This is a genomic window from Kitasatospora dryopteridis (assembly GCF_050749075.1).
GTDB lineage: Bacteria > Actinomycetota > Actinomycetes > Streptomycetales > Streptomycetaceae > Kitasatospora.
On record NZ_CP192749.1, the window covers coordinates 2,772,818 to 2,798,852 of the forward strand.

General features: G+C 70.2%; 17 protein-coding genes and 1 rRNA gene. 4 read left to right on the top strand and 14 right to left on the bottom strand.

Going from position 1 to position 26,035, the window contains the following annotated elements; genetic code table 11:
- Nucleotides 1-258: 258 nt before the first annotated feature.
- From ACQ614_RS12620 to eccD, 10 genes are all read right to left on the bottom strand, one after another.
- A 16S ribosomal RNA gene (locus tag ACQ614_RS12620) occupies nt 259-1,773 on the bottom strand.
- 461 nt (nt 1,774-2,234) lie between these two features.
- Nucleotides 2,235-3,920, bottom strand: coding sequence for a ribonuclease J (locus ACQ614_RS12625; RefSeq protein WP_431678623.1), 1,686 nt, complete (start codon nt 3,918-3,920; stop codon nt 2,235-2,237).
- Between the two features lie 164 nt (nt 3,921-4,084).
- Nucleotides 4,085-4,984 carry a 4-hydroxy-tetrahydrodipicolinate synthase gene (gene dapA, locus ACQ614_RS12630; RefSeq protein ID WP_431678624.1) on the bottom strand — a complete coding sequence of 300 codons (900 nt, stop codon included), beginning with the start codon at nt 4,982-4,984 and terminating at the stop codon, nt 4,085-4,087.
- Nucleotides 4,985-5,212: 228 nt separating this feature from the next.
- The gene (thyX, locus tag ACQ614_RS12635) at nt 5,213-5,941 is read right to left on the bottom strand and encodes an FAD-dependent thymidylate synthase (protein ID WP_431678626.1); all 729 of its coding nucleotides are present in this window, start codon (nt 5,939-5,941) and stop codon (nt 5,213-5,215) included.
- A complete protein-coding gene (locus ACQ614_RS12640; protein ID WP_363496259.1) occupies nt 5,938-6,399 on the bottom strand; it encodes a hypothetical protein in 462 nt (153 codons plus the stop codon). The genes thyX and ACQ614_RS12640 overlap by 4 nt, the downstream gene beginning before the upstream one ends.
- A 7-nt stretch (nt 6,400-6,406) precedes the next feature.
- Nucleotides 6,407-7,153: a 4-hydroxy-tetrahydrodipicolinate reductase gene (gene dapB, locus ACQ614_RS12645; protein ID WP_431678627.1), complete on the bottom strand. Its 747-nt coding sequence runs from the start codon at nt 7,151-7,153 to the stop codon at nt 6,407-6,409.
- Nucleotides 7,150-8,520, bottom strand: a complete 1,371-nt coding sequence (locus tag ACQ614_RS12650; protein ID WP_431683903.1) for a M16 family metallopeptidase — start codon at nt 8,518-8,520, stop codon at nt 7,150-7,152. Before ACQ614_RS12650 ends, dapB begins: the two co-directional genes overlap by 4 nt.
- A 96-nt stretch (nt 8,521-8,616) precedes the next feature.
- On the bottom strand, nt 8,617-10,824 hold the full coding sequence (locus ACQ614_RS12655; RefSeq protein WP_431678628.1) for a polyribonucleotide nucleotidyltransferase: 2,208 nt from the start codon (nt 10,822-10,824) through the stop codon (nt 8,617-8,619).
- Between the two features lie 431 nt (nt 10,825-11,255).
- Nucleotides 11,256-11,546 (bottom strand): 30S ribosomal protein S15, encoded by a 291-nt coding sequence (gene rpsO, locus ACQ614_RS12660; RefSeq protein WP_030274764.1) that lies wholly within the window; start codon nt 11,544-11,546, stop codon nt 11,256-11,258.
- A 139-nt stretch (nt 11,547-11,685) separates the two neighbouring features.
- Nucleotides 11,686-13,155, bottom strand: a complete 1,470-nt coding sequence (gene eccD, locus ACQ614_RS12665) for a type VII secretion integral membrane protein EccD (RefSeq protein ID WP_431678629.1) — start codon at nt 13,153-13,155, stop codon at nt 11,686-11,688.
- A 581-nt stretch (nt 13,156-13,736) separates the two neighbouring features.
- Here eccD and eccCa point away from each other — a divergent pair.
- Together eccCa and ACQ614_RS12675 are read left to right on the top strand one after the other, a co-directional pair.
- Nucleotides 13,737-17,690, top strand: coding sequence for a type VII secretion protein EccCa (gene eccCa, locus ACQ614_RS12670; RefSeq protein WP_431678631.1), 3,954 nt, complete (start codon nt 13,737-13,739; stop codon nt 17,688-17,690).
- 479 nt (nt 17,691-18,169) lie between these two features.
- Nucleotides 18,170-19,570, top strand: a complete 1,401-nt coding sequence (locus tag ACQ614_RS12675) for an APC family permease (RefSeq protein WP_431678632.1) — start codon at nt 18,170-18,172, stop codon at nt 19,568-19,570.
- Between the two features lie 82 nt (nt 19,571-19,652).
- On the opposite strand, the gene mycP is transcribed toward ACQ614_RS12675, so the two are convergent.
- From mycP to ACQ614_RS12695, 4 genes are all read right to left on the bottom strand, one after another.
- Nucleotides 19,653-20,957 (bottom strand): type VII secretion-associated serine protease mycosin, encoded by a 1,305-nt coding sequence (gene mycP, locus ACQ614_RS12680; RefSeq protein ID WP_431678634.1) that lies wholly within the window; start codon nt 20,955-20,957, stop codon nt 19,653-19,655.
- A gap of 111 nt (nt 20,958-21,068) precedes the next feature.
- Complete coding sequence (locus ACQ614_RS12685; protein ID WP_431678635.1) at nt 21,069-21,362, bottom strand: WXG100 family type VII secretion target; 294 nt, start codon at nt 21,360-21,362, stop codon at nt 21,069-21,071.
- 79 nt (nt 21,363-21,441) lie between these two features.
- Nucleotides 21,442-21,750, bottom strand: coding sequence for a WXG100 family type VII secretion target (locus tag ACQ614_RS12690; RefSeq protein WP_363496234.1), 309 nt, complete (start codon nt 21,748-21,750; stop codon nt 21,442-21,444).
- Nucleotides 21,751-21,930: 180 nt separating this feature from the next.
- Nucleotides 21,931-23,523, bottom strand: coding sequence for a type VII secretion protein EccB (locus tag ACQ614_RS12695; protein WP_431678636.1), 1,593 nt, complete (start codon nt 23,521-23,523; stop codon nt 21,931-21,933).
- Nucleotides 23,524-23,840: 317 nt separating this feature from the next.
- On the opposite strand from ACQ614_RS12695, the gene eccE reads away from it, so the two are divergent.
- Both eccE and ACQ614_RS12705 read left to right on the top strand, forming a co-directional pair.
- Nucleotides 23,841-25,109, top strand: a complete 1,269-nt coding sequence (gene eccE, locus ACQ614_RS12700; protein WP_431678637.1) for a type VII secretion protein EccE — start codon at nt 23,841-23,843, stop codon at nt 25,107-25,109.
- Nucleotides 25,109-25,873, top strand: coding sequence for a hypothetical protein (locus tag ACQ614_RS12705; protein WP_431678639.1), 765 nt, complete (start codon nt 25,109-25,111; stop codon nt 25,871-25,873). Before eccE ends, ACQ614_RS12705 begins: the two co-directional genes overlap by 1 nt.
- Nucleotides 25,874-26,035 lie beyond the last annotated feature (162 nt).

The following is a 26,035-nucleotide window of genomic DNA, read 5'->3' on the forward strand; positions in this document are numbered from 1 at the left end:
TCCACTGTGCAGTTCTCAAACAACGACCAGACACCCACCCTCGGCAACCCGAAGGCTGCGTCGCATGGGACCGGCATCCACGAGGAAACCATCGTTCCCTCAGGACCCAACAGCGTGCCCGACCCGAACAGTTCACATCACACGTTCCACGCCGAAGCAGTACTAGCGTCCGTGACTCTGTCCGTGCCGAATAGTCAACGTTCCACCCATGAGCGAGCACTCCGGAACACTCGTCCGAAGCTGCTGTGTGCTCCTTAGAAAGGAGGTGATCCAGCCGCACCTTCCGGTACGGCTACCTTGTTACGACTTCGTCCCAATCGCTGGTCCCACCTTCGACGGCTCCCTCCCAAGGGTTAGGCCACCGGCTTCGGGTGTTACCGACTTTCGTGACGTGACGGGCGGTGTGTACAAGGCCCGGGAACGTATTCACCGCAGCATGCTGATCTGCGATTACTAGCAACTCCAACTTCATGGGGTCGAGTTGCAGACCCCAATCCGAACTGAGACCGGCTTTTTGGGATTCGCTCCGCCTCGCGGCATCGCAGCCCTTTGTACCGGCCATTGTAGCACGTGTGCAGCCCAAGACATAAGGGGCATGATGATTTGACGTCGTCCCCACCTTCCTCCGAGTTGACCCCGGCAGTCTCCTGTGAGTCCCCGACATTACTCGCTGGCAACACAGAACAAGGGTTGCGCTCGTTGCGGGACTTAACCCAACATCTCACGACACGAGCTGACGACAACCATGCACCACCTGTACACCGACCACAAGGGGGCTGATATCTCTACCAGTTTCCGGCGTATGTCAAGCCTTGGTAAGGTTCTTCGCGTTGCGTCGAATTAAGCCACATGCTCCGCTGCTTGTGCGGGCCCCCGTCAATTCCTTTGAGTTTTAGCCTTGCGGCCGTACTCCCCAGGCGGGGAACTTAATGCGTTAGCTGCGGCACCGACGACGTGGAATGTCGCCAACACCTAGTTCCCAACGTTTACGGCGTGGACTACCAGGGTATCTAATCCTGTTCGCTCCCCACGCTTTCGCTCCTCAGCGTCAGTAATGGCCCAGAGATCCGCCTTCGCCACCGGTGTTCCTCCTGATATCTGCGCATTTCACCGCTACACCAGGAATTCCGATCTCCCCTACCACACTCCAGCCTGCCCGTATCGAATGCAGACCCGGGGTTAAGCCCCGGGCTTTCACATCCGACGCGACAGGCCGCCTACGAGCTCTTTACGCCCAATAATTCCGGACAACGCTCGCACCCTACGTATTACCGCGGCTGCTGGCACGTAGTTAGCCGGTGCTTCTTCTGCAGGTACCGTCACTTGCGCTTCTTCCCTGCTGAAAGAGGTTTACAACCCGAAGGCCGTCATCCCTCACGCGGCGTCGCTGCATCAGGCTTTCGCCCATTGTGCAATATTCCCCACTGCTGCCTCCCGTAGGAGTCTGGGCCGTGTCTCAGTCCCAGTGTGGCCGGTCGCCCTCTCAGGCCGGCTACCCGTCGTCGCCTTGGTAGGCCATTACCCCACCAACAAGCTGATAGGCCGCGGGCTCATCCTGCACCGCCGGAGCTTTCCACCCACCCCCATGCAGGGGCGGGTCGTATCCGGTATTAGACCCCGTTTCCAGGGCTTGTCCCAGAGTGCAGGGCAGATTGCCCACGTGTTACTCACCCGTTCGCCACTGATCCACCCCGAAGGGCTTCACCGTTCGACTTGCATGTGTTAAGCACGCCGCCAGCGTTCGTCCTGAGCCAGGATCAAACTCTCCGTGAATGATGACCCGTTATCGGGTGCACACTCGCGTTGAGCGGCACGGCAACCACCGGAATAGGGTGATCCCGCGCACTGCGTCCTCGCTGTGTTATTTCCAAAGGAATCTCCAACCGATCCGCGAAGGACCGGCCGGGGATGTCAACATATCTGGCGTTGACTTTTGGCACGCTGTTGAGTTCTCAAGGAACGGACACTTCCTTCGGACCGCCTTCCAGCGGACCCTCCGGGCGTTTCGCTCTTTCGCGTTTCCAGCTTATCAGATGTTTTCCGCTCCATTTTCCGGAGCCTGTTTCATCGGATTTGCTTTCGCCTTTCGGCGCTCCCGAACTCTATCAGAGTTCTTTCACCGGATTTACCGCCTCGAACTGAATTCGATCGGTGCCGTCCGGCAGTGGGGCAACTCGGAGAACGTTACGCTCCGAGTCGCCCCACGTCAAACCTGACCGGGCAGGGCCGAGGACTCAGACCTCGACCACGACCGGGAGGATCATCGGCCGGCGGCGGTAGTTGTCCGCCACCCACTTGCCGATGGTCCGGCGCACCAGCTGCTGCACCTGGCGGACCTCCAGCACGCCGTCGCCGGCGGAGCGGGTGAGCGCCTCCTCCAGCTTGGCGACGACCGGCACGAACGCGCTGTCGTCGATGCCGGAGCCGCGGGCCTGAATGGTCGGCCCGCTCACGATCTTGCCGTTGGTGGAGTCCACCACGACGAAGGCCGAGATGAAGCCCTCCTCGCCGAGGATGCGGCGGTCCTTCAGGGAGGCCTCGGTGATGTCGCCGACGGAGGAGCCGTCCACGTACACGTAGCCGGCCTGCACCTTGCCGACGATCCGGGCGACGCCGTTCTCGAGGTCGACGCAGACGCCGTCCTCCGCGATCACGGTGCGCTCCTTGGGAACGCCGGTGAGGATGCCCAGGTCGGCGGCGGCCCGCAGGTGGCGCCATTCGCCGTGCACCGGCATCAGGTTGCGCGGGCGGCAGATGTTGAAGAAGTACAGCAGCTCGCCGGCCGAGGCGTGGCCGGAGACGTGCACCTTGGCGTTGCCCTTGTGCACGACCTTGGCGCCCCAGCGGGTCAGGCCGTTGATGACCCGGTACACCGCGTTCTCGTTGCCCGGGATCAGCGAGGAGGCGAGCACCACGGTGTCGCCCTCGACGATGCGGATCTGGTGCTCCCGGTTGGCCATCCGCGACAGCGCGGCCATCGGCTCGCCCTGCGAGCCGGTGCAGATCAGCACGACCTTGTCGTCCGGCAGGTCGTCCAGGGTCTTCACGTCGACGACCAGGTTGCCGGGGACCTTCAGGTAGCCGAGGTCCCGGGCGATGCCCATGTTGCGGACCATCGAGCGGCCCACGAAGGCCACCTTGCGGCCGTACTCGTGCGCGGCGTCCAGCACCTGCTGGATGCGGTGCACGTGGCTGGCGAAGGAGGCCACGATGATGCGGCGGTTGGCGCCCGCGAAGACGTTGCGCAGGGCCGCGGAGATGTCCCGCTCGTGCGGGATGAAGCCGGGGACCTCGGCGTTGGTGGAGTCCACCAGCAGCAGGTCCATGCCCTCCTCGGCCAGCTTGGCGAAGGCCGGGAGGTCGGTGAGGCGGCCGTCCAGCGGCAGCTGGTCCATCTTGAAGTCGCCGGTGGCGACGACCATGCCGGCCGGGGTGCGGACGGCGACGGCCAGGGCGTCCGGGATGGAGTGGTTGACGGCGATGAACTCGCAGTCGAAGGGGCCGATGCGCTCGCGCTCGCCCTCCTTCACCTCCAGGACGTACGGGCGGATGCGGTGCTCGGCGAGCTTGGCCTCGATCAGGGCGAGGGTGAGCTTCGAGCCGATCAGCGGGATGTCCGGGTTCTCCCGGAGCAGGTACGGGACGGCACCGATGTGGTCCTCGTGCCCGTGGGTCAGGACGATGCCGTCGATCTTGTCGAGGCGGTCCCGGATGTAGGTGAAGTCCGGGAGGATCAGGTCGACGCCGGGCTGCTCGTCCTCGGGGAAGAGCACGCCGCAGTCGACGATCAGGATGCGGTCCCCGTACTCGAAGACCGTCATGTTGCGGCCGATCTCACCGAGGCCGCCGAGCGGGGTGATGCGGAGAGCGCCCTCCTTGAGTGCCGGAGGTGCGCCGAGTTCGGGATGCGGGTGGCTCAAAAGACTCTCCTCACGACGCACGCCATATGCCCGGGATCGTCCGGCGACATATGGCGTGCGTCCATCGTTGGCTTCCTACGTACCAGGTGCCTCCGCGCCTTCGGTCCGGTCCAGCGGCAGGCCTCGGAAGGCCCGGCGAGCCGGGGCGCGCACGTCTGTGTCTGTTAGAGGTGTACCCCGCCGGCGGCCAGATCCTGCTTCAGTTGTGCAATCTCCTCCGGCGTGGCGGACACCAGCGGGAGGCGCAGCGGGCCTGCGGGGTGTCCCTGCAGGTTCAGCGCGGCCTTGCTGAGGATCACGCCCTGGGTGCGGAAGACGCCGGTGAAGACCGGCAGCAGGGACTGGTGGACGGCGGTGGCCTTGGCGGTGTCGCCGGCCGCGAAGGCCTCCACCATGGCCTTGAGTTCGGGGGTGACGACGTGGCTGACGACGCTGACCACGCCGACGGCGCCGACCGAGAGCAGCGGCAGGGTCAGGATGTCGTCGCCGGAGTACCAGGCGAGCTCGGAGCGGGCGATCGCCCAGGAGGCGGCGCCGACGTCGCCCTTGGCGTCCTTGTTGGCGACGATCCGCGGGTGCTCGCCCAGCCGGACCAGCGTCTCGTGGCTCAGCGCGACGCCGCTGCGGCCCGGGATGTCGTAGAGCATGACCGGCAGCTCGGTGGCGTCGGCGACGGCGACGCTGTGCCGGTACAGGCCCTCCTGCGGGGGCTTGCTGTAGTACGGCGTGACCGCGAGCAGGCCGTGGGCGCCGGCGGCCTCGGCCTGGCGGGCCAGCTCGACGCTGTGGTGGGTGTCGTTGGTGCCGACCCCCGCCACGATGTGCGCCCGGTCCCCGACCGCCTCCACCACGGCGCGGACGAGCTGGGCCTTCTCGGCGTCGCTGGTGGTCGGGGACTCGCCGGTGGTGCCGTTGAGCACGAGACCGTCGTTGCCGGCGTCCACGAGGTGGGCGGCGAGGCGCTGGGCGCCGTCGAGGTCGAGCCCGCCGTCGGCGGTGAAGGGGGTGACCATCGCGGTCAGGACCCGGCCGAAGGGCGTCTGGGGGGTGGAGGTCGGAGCCATGCGTCCAAAACTACTCGTAGGCCACCGGGAGGCAGTCACGCCGGTCCACGGTTCGGACAGAATCGCACGAGGTCGGCGGTGGGCAGAGGCGCCGGAACATGGGATTCCGGTGCTGCCCGCTCGGGGGTTCGGGCAGCACCGGAATCCGTGATCCGAGCGTAGGGAGCGGGCGGAACCCCTGCAATCCGGACATGCCGGAGGGGCCGCCCGTTCGCCCGTCGCCGCAGGTCAGGGGGCGACCCGGCCGTGCGCGTTGAAGGCCGCACGGGTGAGCGGCATGAGCTGCGCCCAATGCTCCTCCATCTGCTCGGCGACCATCTCGATCTCCCGCTGCGGGAACGACGGCACGGTGGCCTGCTCGTTCTTGGTGCGCAGCGACAGGAAGTGCATCAGCGAGCGCGCGTTGCAGGTGGCGTACATGGACGAGAACAGGCCGACCGGGAGGACGGCGCGGGCGACCTCGCGGGCGACGCCGGCGGCGAGCATCTCCTGGTAGGCGCGGTAGGAGGCCCGGTAGGACTCCTCCATCGCCTCGCTGGCGACCTTGTGCTGCTCCGCGGTGCCCTCGACGAACTCGTACCGGCCGGGCTTGCCCTGCTGGACGAGGCGGCGCTCGGGGCCGGGGACGTAGAAGACCGGCTGCAGCTCGCGGTAGCGGCCGGACTCCTCGTTGTAGGACCAGCCGCTGCGGTGCCGGTGGAACTCGCGGAACACGAAGATCGGCGCGCTGATGAAGAAGGTCATCGAGTTGTGCTCGAAGGGCGTGCCGTGGCGGTCCCGCATCAGGAAGTTGATCAGGCCCTTGGACTTCTCCGGGTCCTCGCCGATCGTCTCCAGGGACTGCTCGCCCTTGGTGGAGACCCGGGCGGCCCAGAGGACGTCGGTGTCGGTGGCGGCGCTGCGGACGAGCTCCACCGTGACGTCGCTGCGGAACGTGGGGGCCAGGTCGTCGCTCACGCGGTGCTCCTCGTTTCGAGTGGGGTGCCGTGCAGCTTGATGGCGTGCTGCATGGCCTTGCGGGCGCGCGGCGTGTCGCCGGCGTCGGCGTAGGCCACGGCGAGGCGGAAGAAAACCCGCCAGTCGTGCGGGGAGGCCTCCGCCTCGGCCTTGCGGCGGGCGAAAACCTCGTCGGCGGAGGCGCGGTCGATCCGGCCGCCGGCGGTGCGGCGCAGCTCGTCGACGGGCAGGCCGCCCTCGGCCTCGAGTTCGCGGGCGAGCTGCTCGCTGGCCCGGCCGAAGCGGACGGTCTGGCGGAGGAACCAGATGCCGATCGGCGGGATGACGAAGGCGCACATGCCGAGGCCGATGCCGAGCGGTTTGCCGGTGGCGACCAGCTGGACGCCCTCTCCTATGCAGAGCAGGGAGGTGACGACCAGGGCGGCGGCGAGCAGGAAGAAGCCGGTGCGGGAGGTCATGCCGGGCTCACAGGTCCAGGAAGTGTTCGAGGCCGAGGGTGAGTCCGGGGGTGTCCACGATCCTGCGGACGCCGAGCAGGATGCCGGGCATGAAGCAGCTGTGGTGCAGCGAGTCGTGGCGGATGGTGAGGGTCTCGCCGGCGTCGCCGAACAGCACTTCCTGGTGGGCGAGCAGGCCGCGCAGGCGGACGGCGTGCACGGGGATGCCGTCGACGTCGGCGCCGCGGGCGCCGGGCAGGGAGTGCGTGGTCGGGTCCTGCTGTGCGGGGCGGCCGGCGGCGGCGCGGGCGGCGGCGATGAGCTGCGCGGTGCGGGTGGCGGTGCCGCTGGGGGCGTCGGCCTTGCGGTCGTGGTGGAGCTCGACGACCTCGACGGACTCGAAGTACTTGGCGGCCTTCTGGGCGAACTGCATGCCGAGCACGGCGCCGATGGAGAAGTTCGGCGCGATGAGCAGGCCGGTCGCGGGGGCCTCGGCGAGCCAGCCGTCGACGGTGGCGAGGCGCTCGTCGGTCCAGCCGGTGGTGCCGGTGACCACGTGGATGCCGTGGTGCAGGGCGAAGTCGAGGTTGCCCATCACCGAGTCGGGGTGGGTGAGCTCGACGACGACCTGGACGCCCGCGTCGGTCAGCTCGGAGAGCTTGGAGTCGCGGCCGAGGGCGGCGACGAGCTCCATGTCCGGGGCGGCCTCGACGGCCTTCACGGCCTCGGAACCGATCCGTCCCCTGGCGCCGATCACGGCGACTCGCAGCGTCATGCGGTTTCCTCCTTGGCGAGCTGGTCGGCGATGGCGGCCGCCCGCTTGGCGTTGATCGGGCCGATCAGGGCGAGCGACGGCCGGTGCGCACCCAGCACATCACGGGCGACCGCCCGGACGTCGTCCAGGGTCACCGCCGCTATCTTCGCGAGCATGTCGTCCACGGACAGGTGGGTGCCGTAGCAGAGTTCGGCCTTGCCGATGCGGTTCATCAGCGAGCCGGTGTCCTCCATGCCGAGCACGGTGGAGCCGGAGATCTGGCCGATGGCCCGGTGGAGCTCCTCCTCGGTGATGCCGTCGGCGACGACCTTCGCGAGCTCCTGCCGGCAGATCGCGAGGACCTCCTCGACGCGCTTGGGCTGGCAGCCGGCGTAGATGCCGAACATGCCGCTGTCCGCGTAGGAGGACGAGTAGGAGTAGACGGAGTAGGCGAGGCCGCGCTTCTCCCGGATCTCCTGGAAGAGGCGGGAGCTCATGCCGCCGCCGAGGGCGGCGTTGAGGACGCCGATGGCCCAGCGGCGTTCGTCGTGGCGGGGCACGCCGGGCACGCCGAGGACGAGGTGGGCCTGCTCGGTGGGCCGGTTGAGGACCTCGGTGCGGCCGGCGGTGCGCAGGGCCTTCACGCCGCGGCGGACCTCTGCGGGGTGGCCGGTGGAGCGCTCGAGGACGGGCGCGAAGGCCTCCTCGACGAGCTTGACGACCTTGTGGTGGTCGAGGTTGCCGGCGGCGGCGACGACCAGGTGCTCGGGCTTGTAGCGGCGCTTGTAGAAGCCGGCGATCTGGTCGCGGGTGAGGTTGGTGACGGTCTCCTCGGTGCCGAGGATGGGCCGGCCGAGCGGGCCGCTGCCGTAGATCACCTTGGCGAAGAGGTCGTGGACGACGTCGCCCGGGTCGTCCTCGGCCATCGCCATCTCCTCGAGGATGACGCCGCGCTCGGCGTCGACGTCCTCGGGGCGGATCAGCGAGCCGGTGAGCATGTCGCAGACCACGTCGATGGCGAGCGGCAGGTCGGTGTCGAGCACCCGCGCGTAGTAGCAGGTGTTCTCCTTGGCGGTGAAGGCGTTCATCTCGCCGCCGACGGCGTCCAGGGCCGCGGAGATCTCGAGGGCGCTGCGCCGGGCGGTGCCCTTGAAGAGCAGGTGCTCCAGGTAGTGGGTGGCGCCGTTGAGGACGGGCGTCTCGTCGCGCGAACCCACGCCGACCCAGATGCCGAAGGTCGCCGAGCGGACGGTGGGCAGGGTCTCGGTGAGGACCCGCAGACCGCCGGGGAGGACGGTGCGGCGCACCGTACCGGCGCCGTCGACGCCCTTGAGCAGAGTCTTGGTGGTGCCGGGGCGCTGCTGCGCCGCGGAGGCCTGAGCCACCAGGGTGTACCTCTCAGATCGGGGAAGAACAGGGTGCGGCCCGCACGCCGCGAGGGGCGTGCGGGCCGCGGGAGGACTACCTCGTCCCTCGGGACTGCGTCACTCGGAGGCGGCCTCGCCGCCCTCCTCGCCCTCGATCACGGGGACGAGGGAGAGCTTGCCGCGCGGGTCGATCTCGGCGATCTCGACCTGCACCTTGGTGCCGACCGCGAGCACGTCCTCGACGTTCTCCACGCGCTTGCCGCCGGCGAGCTTGCGGATCTGCGAGATGTGCAGCAGACCGTCCTTGCCGGGCATGAGGGAGACGAAGGCGCCGAAGGTCGTGGTCTTCACCACGGTGCCCAGGTAGCGCTCGCCGACCTCGGGCATGGTCGGGTTGGCGATCTGGTTGATCGTGGTGCGGGCGGCCTCGGCGGCCGGGCCGTCGGAGGCACCGATGTAGATGGTGCCGTCGTCCTCGATCGTGATCTCGGCGCCGGTGTCCTCCTGGATCTGGTTGATCATCTTGCCCTTGGGGCCGATGACCTCGCCGATCTTGTCCACCGGGATCTTGATCGTGATGATGCGCGGGGCGTACTGCGACATCTCGTCCGGAGTGTCGATGGCCTCGTTCATCACGTCGAGGATGTGCAGGCGGGCGTCCTTGGCCTGCTTCAGCGCGGCGGCGAGCACCGACGCCGGGATGCCGTTCAGCTTGGTGTCGAGCTGGAGGGCGGTGATGAAGTTGCGGGTGCCGGCGACCTTGAAGTCCATGTCGCCGAACGCGTCCTCGGCGCCGAGGATGTCGGTCAGCGTCACGTAGTGGGTCTCACCGTCGATCTCCTGGGAGATCAGGCCCATGGCGATGCCGGCGACGGGGGCCTTCAGCGGCACACCGGCGTTCAGCAGCGACATGGTGGAGGCGCAGACCGAGCCCATCGAGGTGGAGCCGTTGGAGCCGAGCGCCTCGGAGACCTGGCGGATGGCGTACGGGAACTCCTCGCGGGAGGGCAGCACGGGCAGGATCGCCCGCTCGGCCAGCGCGCCGTGGCCGATCTCGCGGCGCTTGGGCGAGCCCACGCGGCCGGTCTCGCCGACGGAGTACGGCGGGAAGTTGTAGTTGTGCATGTAGCGGCGGCGCGTCTCCGGGGAGAGCGTGTCGAGCTGCTGCTCCATGCGGAGCATGTTCAGCGTGGTGACACCCAGGATCTGGGTCTCGCCGCGCTCGAACAGGGCGGAGCCGTGGACGCGCGGGATGGCCTCGACCTCGGCGGCCAGGGTGCGGATGTCGGTGACGCCGCGGCCGTCGATGCGGACCTTGTCCTTGATGACGCGCTCGCGGACGATCTTCTTGGTCAGCGCGTTGTAGGCGGCGCTGATCTCCTTCTCGCGGCCCTCGAAGTCCGGGAGGAGCTTGTCCGCGGCGATCGCCTTGATGCGGTCGAGCTCGTTGTTGCGCTCCTGCTTGCCGGCGATGGTGAGCGCCTGGGCGAGCTCGTCCTTGACCGCGGCGCTGAGGGCGTTGAGCACGTCGTCCTGGTAGTCCAGGAAGACCGGGAACTCGCCGGTCGGCTTGGCGGCCTGGGCGGCCAGCTGGGCCTGGGCGGCGCAGAGCACCTTGATGAACGGCTTGGCGGCCTCGAGGCCGGCGGCCACGATCTCCTCGGTCGGGGCCTCGGCGCCGTCGGCGACCAGCTTGATGGTCTTGTCGGTGGCCTCGGCCTCGACCATCATGATCGCGACGTCGCCGTCCGGCAGGGCGCGGCCGGCCACGACCATGTCGAAGACGGCGTCCTCGAGCTCGCTGTGGGTCGGGAAGGCGACCCACTGGCCCTTGATCAGCGCGACGCGGACGCCGCCGATCGGGCCGGAGAAGGGCAGGCCCGCGAGCTGGGTGGACGCGGAGGCGGCGTTGATGGCCACCACGTCGTAGAGGTGGTCGGGGTTGAGCGCCATCACGGTGACGACGACCTGGATCTCGTTGCGCAGGCCCTTGACGAAGGACGGGCGCAGCGGGCGGTCGATCAGGCGGCAGGTGAGGATGGCGTCCTCGGAGGGCCGGCCCTCGCGACGGAAGAACGAGCCGGGAATGCGGCCCGCGGCGTACATCCGCTCCTCGACGTCGACGGTCAGCGGGAAGAAGTCGAAGTGCTCCTTCGGCTGCTTGGACGCGCTGGTCGCCGACAGCACCATGGTGTCGTCGTCGAGGTAGGCGACGGCGGAGCCGGCGGCCTGACGGGCCAGGCGGCCCGTCTCGAAGCGGATGGTACGGGTGCCGAAGCTGCCGTTGTCGATGACGGCCTCGGCGTAGAACACGTTCTCTTCCACCTGGAAGATCTCCTCTTTCGTACGTCTCCGGTGGAGCGTCCCCCAGCGTCCGCCCGTCAGGCCCTGCGGGCCGGTCTTCGATCGAAGCCCCCGGGCGTCTGTCGACGACTCCCGGCGGCCACTACCGAGGACCGGCGCCTCTCGGCTTGCCTGGTCGGCGGTCGCGTGTGGACGCTCCCCGGATGCGGGCGGCCTCCGTTTGAGGCCTGCGGCCCGCGCAGGGTAATGGGTGCTGCCCGGTGCCGTCCGCGTGACGCGCGGTCGGGCACTTAACCGGGCATGCCCTTCACCTTACAAATTCACACCCTACAGAGCGCGCCATTACCACGCGTGTGGCAGTGATTCTCCGGGGGTGTTCCGCGGCAGTTCCCTGCGGCGGATGCGCCGAAGGGCGGCCCCCCTGGGCAGGGGAGCCGCCCCACGGAGCGGTGTCAGCGAGCGCCGCCCGCGGCGCCGCGGCGGATGCCGAGGCGGTCGACGAGGGTACGGAAACGCTCGATGTCCTTCTTGGCCAGGTACTGCAGCAGGCGGCGGCGCTGGCCGACCAGGATCAGCAGACCACGACGGGAGTGGTGGTCGTGCTTGTGGGCCTTCAGGTGCTCGGTCAGGTCCGAGATACGGCGGGAGAGCATGGCCACCTGGACCTCGGGGGAGCCGGTGTCGCCCTCCTTCTGGCCGAACTCGGCGATGATCTGCTTCTTGACGTCGGCGGCGAGAGCCACGGCATCTCCTTCGGGGTGGCCGAGTGATCCCGGTAGACGACACAGGATCTGACAGAACTCGGACTGACCAAGCGTACCAGCGCCCGCCGGCGTCCCCTTGCACGGGGCGCCGGCGGGCGCGGGAGCGGGTGCGGCGGCGTCAGCTGGTGGCGCCGCGGACCAGTGCGTAGATGTCGAGCACGGCCAGCGCGAGCGGGACGAGCGAGATCAGCATCAGGCTGTCCACCATGTCCAGGATGCGGCCCCAGAACGGGGAGACGCCGAGCCGGGGCACGACCAGCGCGATCGCGGTGAGCAGCGCCGCGCCGACCGCGACGGAGGCCGACAGCCACACGGTGCGCAGGTCGATCGAGGTGTCGGTGCCGCCCTGCTGGATCTGCTCCAGGATGAACAGCGGGGTGTGCAGGGACAGGCCGAGGATCAGCAGGCCGAGGCCGGCCAGGCCGGCGACGGTGAGGCTGAAGACCTGCGCGGTGTAGCGGAACAGCCGGGCGCGCAGCATCGTCGAGACGCCGACGGCCAGGGCGAGCAGCTCGCCGAAGGTGGAGTTGCTGAAGCCGAGCACGGCGCAGGCGCCGATCACGGTGGCCGCGCAGCCGCCGACCAGGCCGACGAGGACCTCGTGGCCGCGGCGGGCCTGGTGGGCGATCCGCTCGTACTGGACGGCCTCGGAGCGGCTGCTCTCCTCGCCGTAGGCGGTGCCGCGGGTGCGGGTCTGGCCGGGGGCGCTGAACCCGACGGGCAGCCGGGCGAAGCGGGCGGAGAGCGCGGGCAGGAAGCCGACCGCGGCGACCGCGGCGACGCCGGTGACGGCCGCGATGTGGGTGGCCGGGGTGCCGTCGAGCAGCACGGCGGCGAAGGTGGCCAGGGTGCCGGCGGCGGCGAGGAAGGAGGAGGCGACGAAGACCGAGTCCTTCTCCGGCAGCAGGCCGACCAGCAGCACGGACACGACGAGCACCGCGACGCAGCCGATCAGGAACTGCAGACGGCCGGGGCCGTCGCCGACGTGGCCGACCGGGGCCGCGCCGGAGCCGGCGATCAGGGCGTGCGGCAGGGCGCCGAGGCCGAGCGCGAGGCCGGCGGCGTGGTCCCCGTAGACCCGGGCGCGGACGCCGGCGAAGGTCACCAGGACGACCGCGGTCACGCCGGAGAGGATGCCGGGCAGGCCGTGCATGTCGTGGCGCAGGTCGGAGAACCAGAGTGCGAAGCCGAGCAGGGCCAGCAGCAGGGTGGCCCCGGTCAGGCCGAAGGCCCGCATGAGGTCGGGGCTCCAGAAGCGGCGGTCGGCCTCGACGGCGCTGGCGATGGCGTCCGCGACGTCGTCGTAGACGGCCGGCGGCAGCGACTCGGCGAACGGGCGCAGGATCAGCAGGTCACCGTCGCGGACCTGCTGGGCGGCCAGCGGCAGGCCGCTGTCCAGCACGGTGCCGTCGCGGCGCACCAGGTGGAACCCGGTGGGCGTGCCGTCAACCTGGGTCTGCCCGGTGAGGCGGAGCACCTCGGGGTAGATGTCGGCGAGCGGCACGTCCTCGGGCAGTGCGACGTCGATCCGGCTGTCCGGTGCGACGACGGTCACCCGGCAGAAACCGGTCGTTGCGCCGGCGCTCATGCGGTCACCTCCACGAGCCCGGAGGACGCGTGGCACACCGCGCACCTCTGACCTGTCCGCTCGCTGTGCTCGCTCACCGGCGCTCCCCCTTGTCGGATTTGCCTGCTCGTCAGCTCTTGCTTTCCCGTCGCCCTTCTCCCGGCCCGACCGGAACTGTCACGGTCGCGGCCAGAGTTGGCGCGGCGTTACCCTACCGCCCGCCGGAGGTGCGATGTCTCCGGGTACCCCGCCCGAATTCCCACCCCCTCGCGGGGGGCGGTGAAATGCCGTGCAACGGTGTGCCGTTGGTGGAGGAGATTCGACGCTTCGTACCGGAAATCTCCTCGGCTGACCCCGTGGTCGAACCGTCGCCGCTGCCCAGTAGGATCGGCCCCTGCGCAAGGCGTACGGGGGCCGGCTGGTGCAGCACCCTCGATTGCGTCTGCGGTCGGCGGAGCGGGGGCGGCGTCATCGCACGGGGCGCCCTCACCCGTACGTAATCGGTGTGCGTGAGGGTTGGTGCCAGTGAGCGAGCGAAGCGAACGGACCGTCAAGAGGTCCGGGTTCCGCGCAGCGGCCGCCGGGCGGAGCGGGGCGGCCGCATGAGTGTCGTGACGGTGAAGCGTCCGCCGCGGGCGTATCCGCCGCCGGTGCCGGACGAGCCGGTGGAGCTGGTGGCTCCGCCGGAGCTGCCGCGGGCCGGCGGCGAGGACTGGATGATGTCCCTGCTGCCGCTGCTCGGCATGGGCGGCTCGGCGGCGTTCTTCTTCTCCCCGGGCGCCCAGGGCCCGATGAAGATCATGGGTGTCCTGATGGTCGCCTCGACCGCGGGTATGGCGGTCGCGCAGATCGTCAAGGCGCGCCGCGGCGGCAATGCCGGCACCGCGGACGAGCGCCGGGACTACCTCAAGTACCTGCAGCAAATGCGCCGGCAGGTGCGGCGCACGGCGGAGCGGCAGCGCGGTGCGCTGCTGTTCACCCACCCCGAGCCGGACCAGCTGTGGTCGATCGTGGCCGAGGGCCGCCGGCTGTGGGAGCGCAGGCCCACCGAGGCGGACTTCGCGCAGGTGCGGCTCGGTACCGGGCCGCAGCAGCTGTCGACGCCGATCGTCGCGCCGCAGACGGCCCCGATGGACGAGCTGGAGCCGATGGCCGCCGAGGCCATGGGCACCTTCATCAAGTCGCACGGCACCCTGCAGGACCTGCCGCTGGCGGTCTCGCTGCGCGCCTTCTACCACATCACGGTGTGCGGCGACCCGGACACCGTGTACGGCAACGTCCGGGCGATGATCGCCCAGTTGACGACCCTGCACTCGCCGGACGACCTGATGGTCGCCGTCGCCGCCGCCCCGGGCGCGGTCGACGAGTGGGAGTGGGCGAAGTGGCTGCCGCACGCGCAGCACCGCAAGGAGAACGACGGCGCCGGTTCGCGCCGCCTGATCGCCACCGGCCTCGGCGAGCTTGAGGAACTGCTCGCCAAGGAGCTGGAGGGCCGCAAGGGCTTCTCCCGGGACAACGTGCCGAGTGCCGACAAGCCGCACCTGATCGTGGTCATGGACGGCGCCTCGGTGCCGCACGACTCGATCCTGGCCGGCCCGGACGGCGTGGAGGGCGTCACCGTCGTCGAGGTCGTCCCCGGTGACCTGGACGAGCCCAGCGGCCACCTGGTCGTCACGGTCGGCAAGGACAGCCTGCTGCTGGAGTCCGCCTCCGGCGCGTCCTACTCGGGCCGGCCGGACACGCTGTCCGCCTGGCAGTCCGAGGCGCTGGCCCGCCAGCTGGCCCCGTTCCGGGTGTCGGCCGGCGGGGACGACGGCGACCCGTCGCTGGTGTCCATGGACTTCACCGAGATGATGAACACCGGCGACCCGGGCTCCTTCGACCCGGCCCGGCACTGGCGGCCGCGCCCGATGGCCGAGAAGCTCAAGGTGCCGCTGGGTGTCGGCCAGAACGGCGAGTACGTCTGGCTGGACATCAAGGAGGCCTCGCTCCAGGGCATGGGCCCGCACGGCATGTGCGTCGGCGCGACCGGTTCCGGCAAGTCCGAGGTGCTGCGCACCATCGTGCTGGCGCTCGCGGTGACCCACTCCTCCGAGGTGCTGAACCTGGTCCTCGCGGACTTCAAGGGTGGTGCCACCTTCGCCGGCATGGCGGAGATGCCGCACACCGCGGCCGTGATCACCAACCTCGAGGGCGAAGCGACCCTGATCGACCGCATGCGCGACGCGATCGAGGGCGAGATGAACCGCCGCCAGGAGCTCCTGCGGGCGGCGGGCAACTACGCCAACATCAACGAGTACGAGCGGGCCCGTGCGGCGGGTGCGGCGCTGGACCCGCTGCCCTCGCTGCTGATGATCATCGACGAGTTCTCCGAGCTGCTCACCGCCAAGCCGGACTTCATCGACCTGTTCATCCAGATCGGCCGCATCGGCCGTTCGCTCGGTATGCACATGCTGCTCGCCTCGCAGCGACTGGAGGAGGGCAAGCTCCGCGGTCTGGACACCTTCCTCTCCTACCGCCTGGGTCTGCGCACCTTCTCGGCCGCCGAGTCGCGGGCCGCGATCGGTGTGCCGGACGCCTACCACCTGCCGCCCATCCCCGGCGTCGGCTACCTGAAGTTCGGCTCCGACGTCATGGAGCGCTTCCGGGCCGCGTACGTCTCCGGCCCCTACCGTCCGCCGGGCCAGCAGCGCACCAGCGGCGGCCAGGTGATCACCGCGCAGCCGGTGCTGTTCACCGCCGCCGAGGTGGCGGTCGTCGAGCCGGTGGTCGAGGAGGTGTTCGAGGAGGTCGAGGAGATCGACGACTCGCTGCTCGACACCATGCTCGACGTGTTCGTGCAGCGCATGATCAGCCAGGGCCCGCCGGCCCACCAGGTGTGGCTGCCGCCGCTGGAGGAGGCGCCGAGCATCGACGGCCTGGTGCCACCGCTGCAGGTCACCGCGGAGCGCGGCCTGACCTCGCCGGAGTTCGGCGCGCTCGGCCGCCTGGTGGTGCCGGTCGGCATCGTCGACAAGCCGCGCGACCAGCGCCGCGACGTGATGTACCAGGACTACTCGGGCGCGGCCGGCCACGGTCTGATCGTGGGCGGTCCGCAGTCCGGCAAGTCCAACATGGTGCGCACCCTGGTCTCCGGGTTCGCGGTCACGCACACCCCGGTCGAGGTGCAGTTCTACCTGCTGGACTTCGGCGGTGGCGCGTTCGGCGCGCTGGCCGGCCTGCCGCACGTCGGCGGGGTGGCCGGACGCCTGGACGTCGAGAAGGTGCGCCGCATGGTCAGCGAGGTGCACGGTGTGCTCAACCGGCGCGAGGAGCTGTTCCGCTCGGCCGGCATCGACACCGTCACCACCTACCGCTCCCGCCGCGCGGCCGGCCAGCTGCCGGACGAGCAGTTCGGCGACGTCTTCCTGATCATCGACGGCTGGCTGACCTTCAAGCAGGAGTACGAGGTCCTCGAGCCGGTCATCAACGACATCGCGCAGCGCGGTCTGACCTACGGCGTGCACGTGATCGTCACCGCGGCGCGGTACGCGGAGGTGCGGCCGGCCCTCAAGGACCTGCTGCAGAACCGCACCGAGCTGCGCCTCGGCGACTCGATGGAGTCGGAGATCGACCGCAAGGTCGCGGTCAACGTCCCGGCGGGCTCGCCCGGCCGCGGTCTGACCGCAGCCAAGCTGCACTTCCTGTCCGGCCTGCCGCGCCTGGACGGCTCGTCCGGGACGGAGGACCTGGCGGACGGCGTGGCCGACCTGGTGGCACAGATCGACGCCGCGTGGACGGGGCCGCGCGCCCCGCAGGTCCGCATGCTGCCGGCCGTCCTGGACGGCCACGCGCTGCCGAAGGGCTTCGAGCACCCCGAGCTGGGTGTGGCCTTCGGTGTGGACGAGGTCGAGCTCGCGCCGGTCTTCGTCAACTTCGAGACCGACCCGCTGTTCATCGTCTTCGGCGAGAGCGAGTCCGGTAAGTCGGCGCTGCTGCGGATGCTGATCAAGCAGATCACCGAGCGGTACACCCCGGACCAGGCGGGCATCGTGGTCGGCGACTTCCGCCGCTCGCTGCTCGGCGTGGTGCCGCAGGAGTACCTGGTGGAGTACTCGGCGGCGGCGCCCGCGATGTCGGCGGCCGTGGAGATGCTCCGCGGCGCCTGTTCGCGCCGCCTGCCCGGCCCGGACGTCACGCCGGAGCAGCTGCGCAACCGCAGCTGGTACAGCGGCAAGGACATGTTCGTGATCGTGGACGACTACGAGCTGGTCGCCACCTCCTCGGGCAACCCGATGGCGCCGCTGGCCGAGTTCCTGCCGTTCGCCCGCGACATCGGCCTGCGCGTGATCATCGCGCGCAGCGCCGGCGGTGCCGGCCGCTCGCTGTTCGAGCCGGTCATGCAGCGGATGCGCGAGCTGGGCGGCCAGGGTGTGCTGCTCTCGGGCGACAAGAACGAGGGTGCGCTGCTCGGCACGGTCAAGCCGCAGCCGCTGCCGCCGGGCCGCGGTGTGTTCGTCTCCCGCCGGATCGCCTCCGGCCAGACGGTGCAGACGGGCTGGCTGCCCGCCCCGTGACCGCCCCGTGGTGGTGACCTTGCGTGACCGGAAGGGCCGGACTCCTCGGAGTCCGGCCCTTCCGGCGTCCCAGGCCGTGGACGGTGCCAGAACGTTATCTACTTTTTTGCCGGCGCCGGCTGCGGTTCCCGTACCGGTCGGGGCGCCGCCCGGGCCCCGGGAGGGCCGCCTGCAGCCCAAGGAGTGAAACGGCTCACAGCCTTCGATTCATTGATCATAGTCGCAGTTTTGCCTTTGATTCAATCTTCACTCATCCGAGTTGACAAGACGGACAAAGGTGAAAATTGCCACACGGCATCAACAGATCGCATGTTTATGCGGCTCGGCGCAACGGATTCCGTAGCAGATCGCGCGTTGACGCAAGCAAAGCGTCGCGGTTCCATGGCCATCCGGGAGCGACGAGACACAAGGCCGCCCAGCGCCCATCGGAGGCGATACCGCTCCCTCCCCCAAGCCCCGCACAGCCGATCGGATGCCCCATGACCGACACGCTTCGCCCGCCACTCGCCGTAGCCGAACCCACGGCGGCGACGGGCACTCCCAAGAAGCTCACCCGTTCGATCGGTGTCGTGGGCGGAACCCTGCTCACGCTCTCCTGCGTGACCCCGGCGTCCTCGCTGTTCGTCATCGTGCCGGAGCTGTTCTCCTCGCTCGGCACCTTCACCGCCATGTCGATCGCCATCGGCGCGCTCATCTGCATCGCGGTGGCCTTCTGCTACTCCGAGCTCGGCACCCTCGTCCCCAGCGCCGGCGGCGAGTACGCCATGGTCGGCACCCTGGCCGGGCGCTTCGCGGGCTGGCTGGTCTTCATCCAGTCGCTCATCGTCGTGATGATCGTGCCCTCACTGATCGCGATCGGCACCGCCGACTACCTGGCACCCATCGTCCACGTGGACGCCCGCTGGGCCGGCGCCGCCGTCATGATCGCCGCCACCGTGGCGGGCCTGCTGGACCTGCGCGCCAACGCCTGGATCACCGGCATCTTCCTCGTCCTGGAGGTCATCGCCGCCGCGGTGGTCGCCTTCCTGGGCTTCGGCCACGCCGAGCGCGGCGCGAGCAGCCTCTTCCACGGCTCGGTCGTCACGGACGGCGCCACGAGCGCGGTCGGCCTCGGTGCGATCGTCGCCGCCATGGGCACCGCACTCTTCGTCACCCAGGGCTTCTCCACCGCCATCTACCTCTCCGAGGAGCTGGAGAACCCCCGCCGCAACGTCGCCCGCACCGTGCTGTGGACGCTGGCCCTGTCGGTCGTCATCATCATCGTCCCGGTCGTCGCCATCACCATGGGCGCCCCGGACCTCGCCGCCCTGAGCGCAGGCAACATCTCCGACCTGGTGACCGGCTGGAGCAACTCCGCGGTCGGCACCTTCATCAGCCTCTGCGTCGCGCTGGCCATCATCAACGCCGGCATCGTCATGGTCATCCAGAACTCCCGGGTGCTGTTCGCCTCCGGCCGCGACAAGGCCTGGCCCGAGCCGGTCAACCGCGCCTTCGGCACCCTCAACCGGTTCAGCGCCCCGTGGGTCTCCACGCTGGCGGTCGGCGTCCCCGGCGCGGTGCTCTGCTTCGTCCCGCAGGACCAGCTGACCAACATCACCGGCGTCGCGGTCACCGCGCTCTACCTGCTGGTCGCCGTGGCCGCGCTGTTCTCCCGCCGCGCCCACCACAAGCACGCCCCCGCCTGGCGCCAGCCGCTGTGGCCGGTGCTGCCCGTCCTGCTGACCGTCGGCCTGGCCTACCTGCTGACCCAGCTGGACGCCAAGGCCCTGCTATGGACCGGCGGCATCACGGTGGCGGCGAGCCTGTACTGGCTGTTCTACCTGCGCCCCCGGCAGTCCGAGCGCTGGGTGATCACCCTGCCCGAGGACGAGCAGGTCTGACCCGCCCGGACACCGCGAACGCCGTCGGCCCGGCCCCCGTTGCGGGGCCGGGCCGACGGCGTCGTACGGGCGCTGCGGAGGCTCAGCCCTCGCGGCGGCGCCGGTGGTCGCGCAGGACGACCGAACCGCCCGCCAGGGCCGCCACGGCGAGGACGCCGCCGCCCAGCACGTAGGTGCCCGTCCGGCGGTCCCGGTCGGCCTGGGTCTCCGCCAGGCCGAGCGGCTGCGCGACGACCGGCACCCGGTCGAGCGCCACCTTCGGGTCCTCGTGCGGCTCGCTCGCCTGCTCGTCGCCGCTCTGCACGGCCTTCACCGGGTCGACGACGCCCCAGCCGATGAACTTGTTCGGGCCGCGCTGGTTGCGCTGCGCGGTCTGCATGATGCGCGCGCAGATCTGCGCCGCCGTCCAGTCCGGGTAGGCGCCCTTCAGCAGGGCGGCCACGCCGGCCACGTAGGGTGCGGAGAAGCTGGTGCCGTTGTCGACGCACTGGCCGCCGGCCGGCACGGTGGAGAGCATGTCCACACCCGGCGCGGCGACCTTGACGAACTCGCCGTACTCGGAGAACGGCGCGCGCTCGTTGTTGCGGTCCGAGGCCCCGACCGCCAGCACGGGCTTGAAGGCGGCGGGGAAGGTGTCGCCCTCGCGGCCGTCGTTGCCGGAGGAGGCGACGATGACCACGCCCTGCTTGTCCGCGGCCAGGACCGCGGCCTCGAGCTGGTCCTTGAACGTGAAGTCGGCCTTGTCGCCCTCGGCCCGGACGTCCTGCGAGATGTTGATGACGTCAGCGCCCTGCTTCACCGCGTCGTTGATCGCCGTGATCAGGCTCTCGACCGAGCCGCTGCCCTGGTCGTCGTTCTGCTTGAAGGACAGGATGACCGCGTCAGGCGCGAGCCCCACGAAGCCCGTCCCGGCGATCGGCTTGGCCGCGATGATGCCGGCCACCTTGGTGCCGTGGCCGACCGTGTCGGTCTTGGCGTCGGGCTTCTGGTTGCTCTGCTTGTCGACCAGGTAGGAGCCGCCGGCGAAGACCTTGCCCTGCAGCTGCAGGTTGCGGTCGTCCACGCCGGTGTCGATCACCGCGACCTTCACCGGGTCGCCCTTCTTCCGGCCCGGCACGTCCTTGGCCAGCTTGCCGGTCCGGCCGTCCTTCCAGAGCTCGTTGAGCAGCACCCGCTGGAGCGCCCACGGCGTGCCCTGCACGTTGTCGGACGGGAACTTGCACTCACCGGCCGCGGCTATGCCGATCGGCGACCAGAGCGCCGAACCCTGCGACGCCGACGGCGAGGGCGTGGGCGTGGCCGCGTACGCCGGGGCCGCGGCGAACGAGCCGACCACCCCCAGCACCACGGATGCGGCGGCCGCCCTGCGGAACGTACCCAACGACACCTGTCTTCCCCTCATGCTCCGGATGCCGTGCGCGTCTGTACGCGCCGTGGGCGGGCGCCCGGTCGGACGCCCGCCCACATCAGAAAAGCCGCGCCGCGAGGCGGCAGGGGCTCAGGCGCCCCAGACGTTCGCGTTCTTGGACTCGGTCGCCTGGTAGCTCTGCGCCGCGTTGTCCAGCGTGGTGGCGATCTGGCCGAGCACCTGCTGCAGGTCGGCGGCCTTGTTGTCCCACTCGGCCTGGCGGGCCTGGTAGCCCTGCTGGGCCGCACCCTCCCAGCTGGCGGCGATGCGCTGGACGCCGGCCTTCAGCTCGTCCAGCTGCGACTGGATGCGCTGGGCGGTCTGACGGATCTCCGACGCGGAGTTCTGAATGGTGGAGAAATTGACGAGAATGTGGTCGGACATGGTGTCTCCTAGTCGATGGAATCGGCGCGACCCGACACGCGGGCCGATTTACGGCCGCGGCCGTACGGACCCGCGAGGATCAGAAAGAGCCGCCGACGCCGGTCATCGAGGACTGCTGGTCCTGCTCGGTCTGCGCGTACAGCTTGGTCGTCGCCTCGATCGCCTGCTTGATCTCGTCGAGCACCTTGTTGAGCGCCGTGGCGTCCTCGTTGAAGCGGGTCTGCATCTGCTGGTAGGCCTGCGCCGCCGCACCCTGCCAGCCCGACTTGATCGAGTCGACCAGCGAGTTGAGCCGCTGAATCTCGCCCTGGACCTGCGCGTTCACCTCGCCGATGCGGTTGGCGAAGGCATTCATTTCCTCAGCGGTCGTCTTGAACTGACCAGCCATGATCCACCGTCCCCCATGAGACTGACATTTGTTTTCGGGTAGTGCCGATACGGCCTACCCGGCGACACCACGTTGCGGTGTCCCCAGCACTGTAGCCGCCGAGCGCAAGTCACCCAACACCGGAGTACCGGTAGTTACCAGACCATGACACGGCCGCCACGCAACCGCCCTGACGTCGCGTCACGCGGTCTGAGCGGTCTCCGCGGCCTTGGTGCTCAGCGAACCGCCGGCCGGCACCAGCATCGACCAGCTCAGCGGAACCATGGTCGGCACCACGGTCTTGTAGCCGAGCCGGGCCTGGGCGCCGTTCTCCTCGCCGTTGCCCTGCTGCTGTTGCTGCGGCGCGGCGCTCGGCGCCGGCGAAGGCCCGTTGCCACCGTCGTTGTTGGCCTGCAGCGAGTAGCGCAGCCCGGTCTCGGTGATCAGGAACGTGGTGCCGGAGCTGTCCTGCGCGCCCGGGCCGGTCTGGCCGTCCACCGCGCGGTACAGCAGGCCGTGACCGGGCGTCACATGGGCGCTCGCGGAGCCCAGCGACACCTTCGCCGGATAGTCGGTGTGCGCCCATACGGTGCGCTTCACGGCGCCCTTGTCGTAGCCCTCGAAGGTGCTGCAGATCACCGTGCGGGTGCCCTTGGGGCCGGCGTTGAGCGGCAGCTGCGGCTTGGCGTCCGGCAGGTCGCCGGTGTCCAGCATCGACTTGTCGACCAGCGACGCCAGTTCGGCGTTGTCCTTCGGCGAGATCTCCGTGGCCTTCGGCGTCGCTGCCCGGCCGTACGCCACCTGCAGGTCGGGGTTGTTGCGGATCACCTCGGCCTGGAACGGCGTCACCACGAACAGCTTCTCCTTGCCGACCACGTAGTACGTGTTCTGGAAGACCAGCAGCCGGCCGACGAACCGCTCCTGCGTGTTGCTGATCGGGACGTTGGAGGAGGTCCTGACCTCCTTGTTCAGGTCCTTGATCTCCGGGAACACGATCGGATCGCCGTTCTCCAGGGTGTCCAGCCAGGCCTTGGTCACCTGCTGGGGCTGCGCGCCGTCGCCGAACAGGCCGGACTCCAGCGCCTTCCGGTTGCGGCCCTCCAGATCCGTCTTGCCGACCGCGTGCTTCACGCCGTTCATGTCGACCAGGTACTTGCTGCCCTCGTCGCCCTTGCGCACCGGCGGCGCCTGCACGTAGAGCCCCTGGCCCTCCTGCAGCACCCTGGCCGGGTCCGACAGCACCTTGGCGTCCTGGCCCGCCGCGACGAACACCGCCTGGTTGATGCTCACCTGGCTGGTGTCGACACCGGGGCGGTCGCACACCGACCACTTCTTCGCCTCCCCCGCGTCGGCGGAGGACGGCAGCTTGTCCGGCGCGTACGGGATGCCGATGGTGGCGCCGTGGTTCTTGTAGTTGTCGAGCACCTTGTCGGCGACCTGGACGACCTTGGAGCCGGCCGGCAGCAGCAGCTTGGCGGACGACATGTTGAGGACCTGGTGCAGCACCTTCTCGTGCGTCTGCGGGTCCTCCAGCACCACGTACCGGGTCGTGGAGTCCTTGCCCTGGATGATGTTCTTGCCGTCGTCCCAGTTCATCGGGGCACTGGGCTTGATGACGCCCCACATGCCGAAGCCCGCCACGACCACCGCGGCCACCACGAAGCTGGGCAGCACCGCCCGCACCGGGCGCGGCGCGTCCTCGTCGTTGCCCCCGCCACCGGGCTGCAGGAACGCGCCCACCGTCCGCCGCCGGGCGAAGTTGTACGCGTTCAGCTCGTCCCTGCGTGATGCCATGCTCGTCCCCGTCTCCCCTGTTGTACGGCGCCTGTACGTCCGTCAACGCACGTTCGCCGTGCGCGAGTCTGCCACCCGGCGGGCACCGCTCGCGCTGAACCCTCTACGATGCCGCAGCAGACGGTGAGTACGGTAACGGGTAGGGTTCACCGCCCGGTCGGCCGGGCCGTGACATCTGATCAGAGAGGGTCCATCGGGGGATGCCAAGCCAGACCGCTCCAGCTCGACGAAGCGCCTCGCACGGCCGCAGGCCGGGAGGCCGGGGGGCCGACCCGGGCGGCCGTCGGGCCCGGTCCGCGGCGCCCGCGACCGCACCGGTGGCGCTGCGCGTCCACCCCCGCCCCGGCCGGCTCGGCCGCCGGCTCCAGCTGCAGCAGCTGGTGATGCTGGAGGTCGCGGCCGCCCTGGTCGCGGTCGGCTGGACGATCGCCCCGGCGATGGCCGGCGCGTTCGCCGTGCCCGCCGTGCTGCTGGCGATCGTGGCCCTGCTCCCGCTCGGCGGCCGCACCCTGCCCGAGGCGCTGCGCATCCGGTCGGCCCTGAAGGCCCGCCGCAAGGAGGCGCAGTACAACGTGCCGCCGCCCGGCACCGACCCGGCGCTCGCCCCCGCCCTGGAGGTCGAGCCCGCGCTGCGCACCTGCACCCACGTCACCGAGACCGACCTCGGCGACGGCCGGCCCATGCGCCGGGAGACCGGCATGGTCGGCGACGGCACCTTCTACACCTCCGTGCTGCTGGTGCAGGCCAAGGACCAGCCGCTGCGCCCGGCCCGCACCGCGCTGCCGCTGCCGCTCGACATCGTCTGCTCGGCGCTCCAGGTCGACGACATCTCCCTGGAGTCCGTCCAGCTGGTGCAGCACACCCAGCCCGCGCCGGCCCCGCACCTGCCCGACCAGTCGCTGGCCGCCCGCGCCTACCAGCAGCTGCAGGACGGCCCCGCCACCCCGGCGCTGCGGCTGACCTGGGTCGCGCTCAAGCTCAACCCGGAGACCTCGTCCACCGCGGTGCTCGCCCGCGGCGGCGGCGAGGAGGGCGCCCGCAAGACCCTCCAGCGCGTCACCGACCAGCTCGCGGGCCGGCTCAACGCCGCCGGGTTCACCGCCACCGTGCTCGACGAGCAGGAGCTGATCGCCGCCCTGGCCATCTCGATCTGCGCCAACCCGGTGGCCGTGGCCGGCCGCCAGGGCAGCGGCGGCGGCGGGGCGGCCGCCCGCCGCACCCAGGAGAGCAGCAAGTTCTGGCGGATCGACGACCGCTGGCACAGCACCTTCTGGATCTCCAAGTGGCCGCAGCTCAGCCGCCCGGGCGGCGCCCCCGGCCGGATCTCCGCGCCCGACATGGTCAACCTGGTCACCGGCACGCCCGCGCTGGCGAGCACCTTCAGCCTGACGGCCAGCCGGGGCACCGGCGGCTCGGTCGCCGTCAGCGGCCACGTCCGGGTCACCGGCCGCAGCGAGAGCGAGGTCGCCCAGGTCGGGCGCCTGGTGGAGTCGCGCGCGCAGAGCGCCGGCGTCGGCCTGACCCGCCTCGACCTGGAGCAGGCGCCCGGCCTGCTCGCCACGCTGCCCCTGGGAGGGACGTCCTGATGGCCTATCAGTCCTACCCCACCCAGGCGCCGCAGCCTGCCGCCGAGCAGGCCCGGCCGGTCCGCGTCCGGCCCGGCTTCGGGCTGCGCGGCCCCAAGCGCGAGAAGCACGTGCTCACCACCGAGGACCTGGGCGCGCTGTCCTTCCCGGTCGGCGACGACGGCGTGGTCATCGGCGTCGACCCGCAGCAGCAGCCCGCGGTGATCGGCCTGTTCCGCCCGCACGCCTACGACGTGGTACTGGTCGGCGGCATGTGGACGGCCCAGGTCATCGCCCTGCGCGCGGCGGCGACCGGCGCCCGGGTGGCCGTGGAGACCGGCCGTCCGCAGGCCTGGGCGCCGATGGCGCAGGCCGCCGGCGGCGGCCAGCCCTGCGTGACGATCCACCAGGTCGGCCGGCTCGGCCCGCAGGGCGCCTCGGTGGCGTCCCCGGTGCTGGTGATCCGCGACCTCGGTGCGCGTCCCTCGCGCAGCCGACTGTCGGCCGCTCCCTGGCAGACCACACTGACCCTGCTGCCGTACCTCGGCCCGAACGCGAGCCGCGTGCTCAACTCGGCCGACCTGGTGGGTGTGCAGCGCATCTCGCCGCAGGAGGCGGAGACCGTCTCGCGCATCCTGTCGCTCGGCGACCAGGAGGTCGCCGCGCTGCCGACGCTCGGCGACAACATCACCCTGTGGGCGACCCGGATGCGCCGCCAGTACGTGATGACCAACCCCGTCGAGGCCGAGGCCCAGCTGCTGGGCGGCCCCCGCCGGATGGACTGACAGCACCTCATGGCACGGACGGCGTCCGTGCCCGCTGCGGCCGGCACGGACACCCGTGTCGGCCGCGACCGTTTCGAGCGGTCACGGCCGGGGACGGGGGAGGCAGGAGGCCGCGCGGCGGGCGTTCACCCTTTGGACGGTTCCCGGTGCGACGATCTGCCG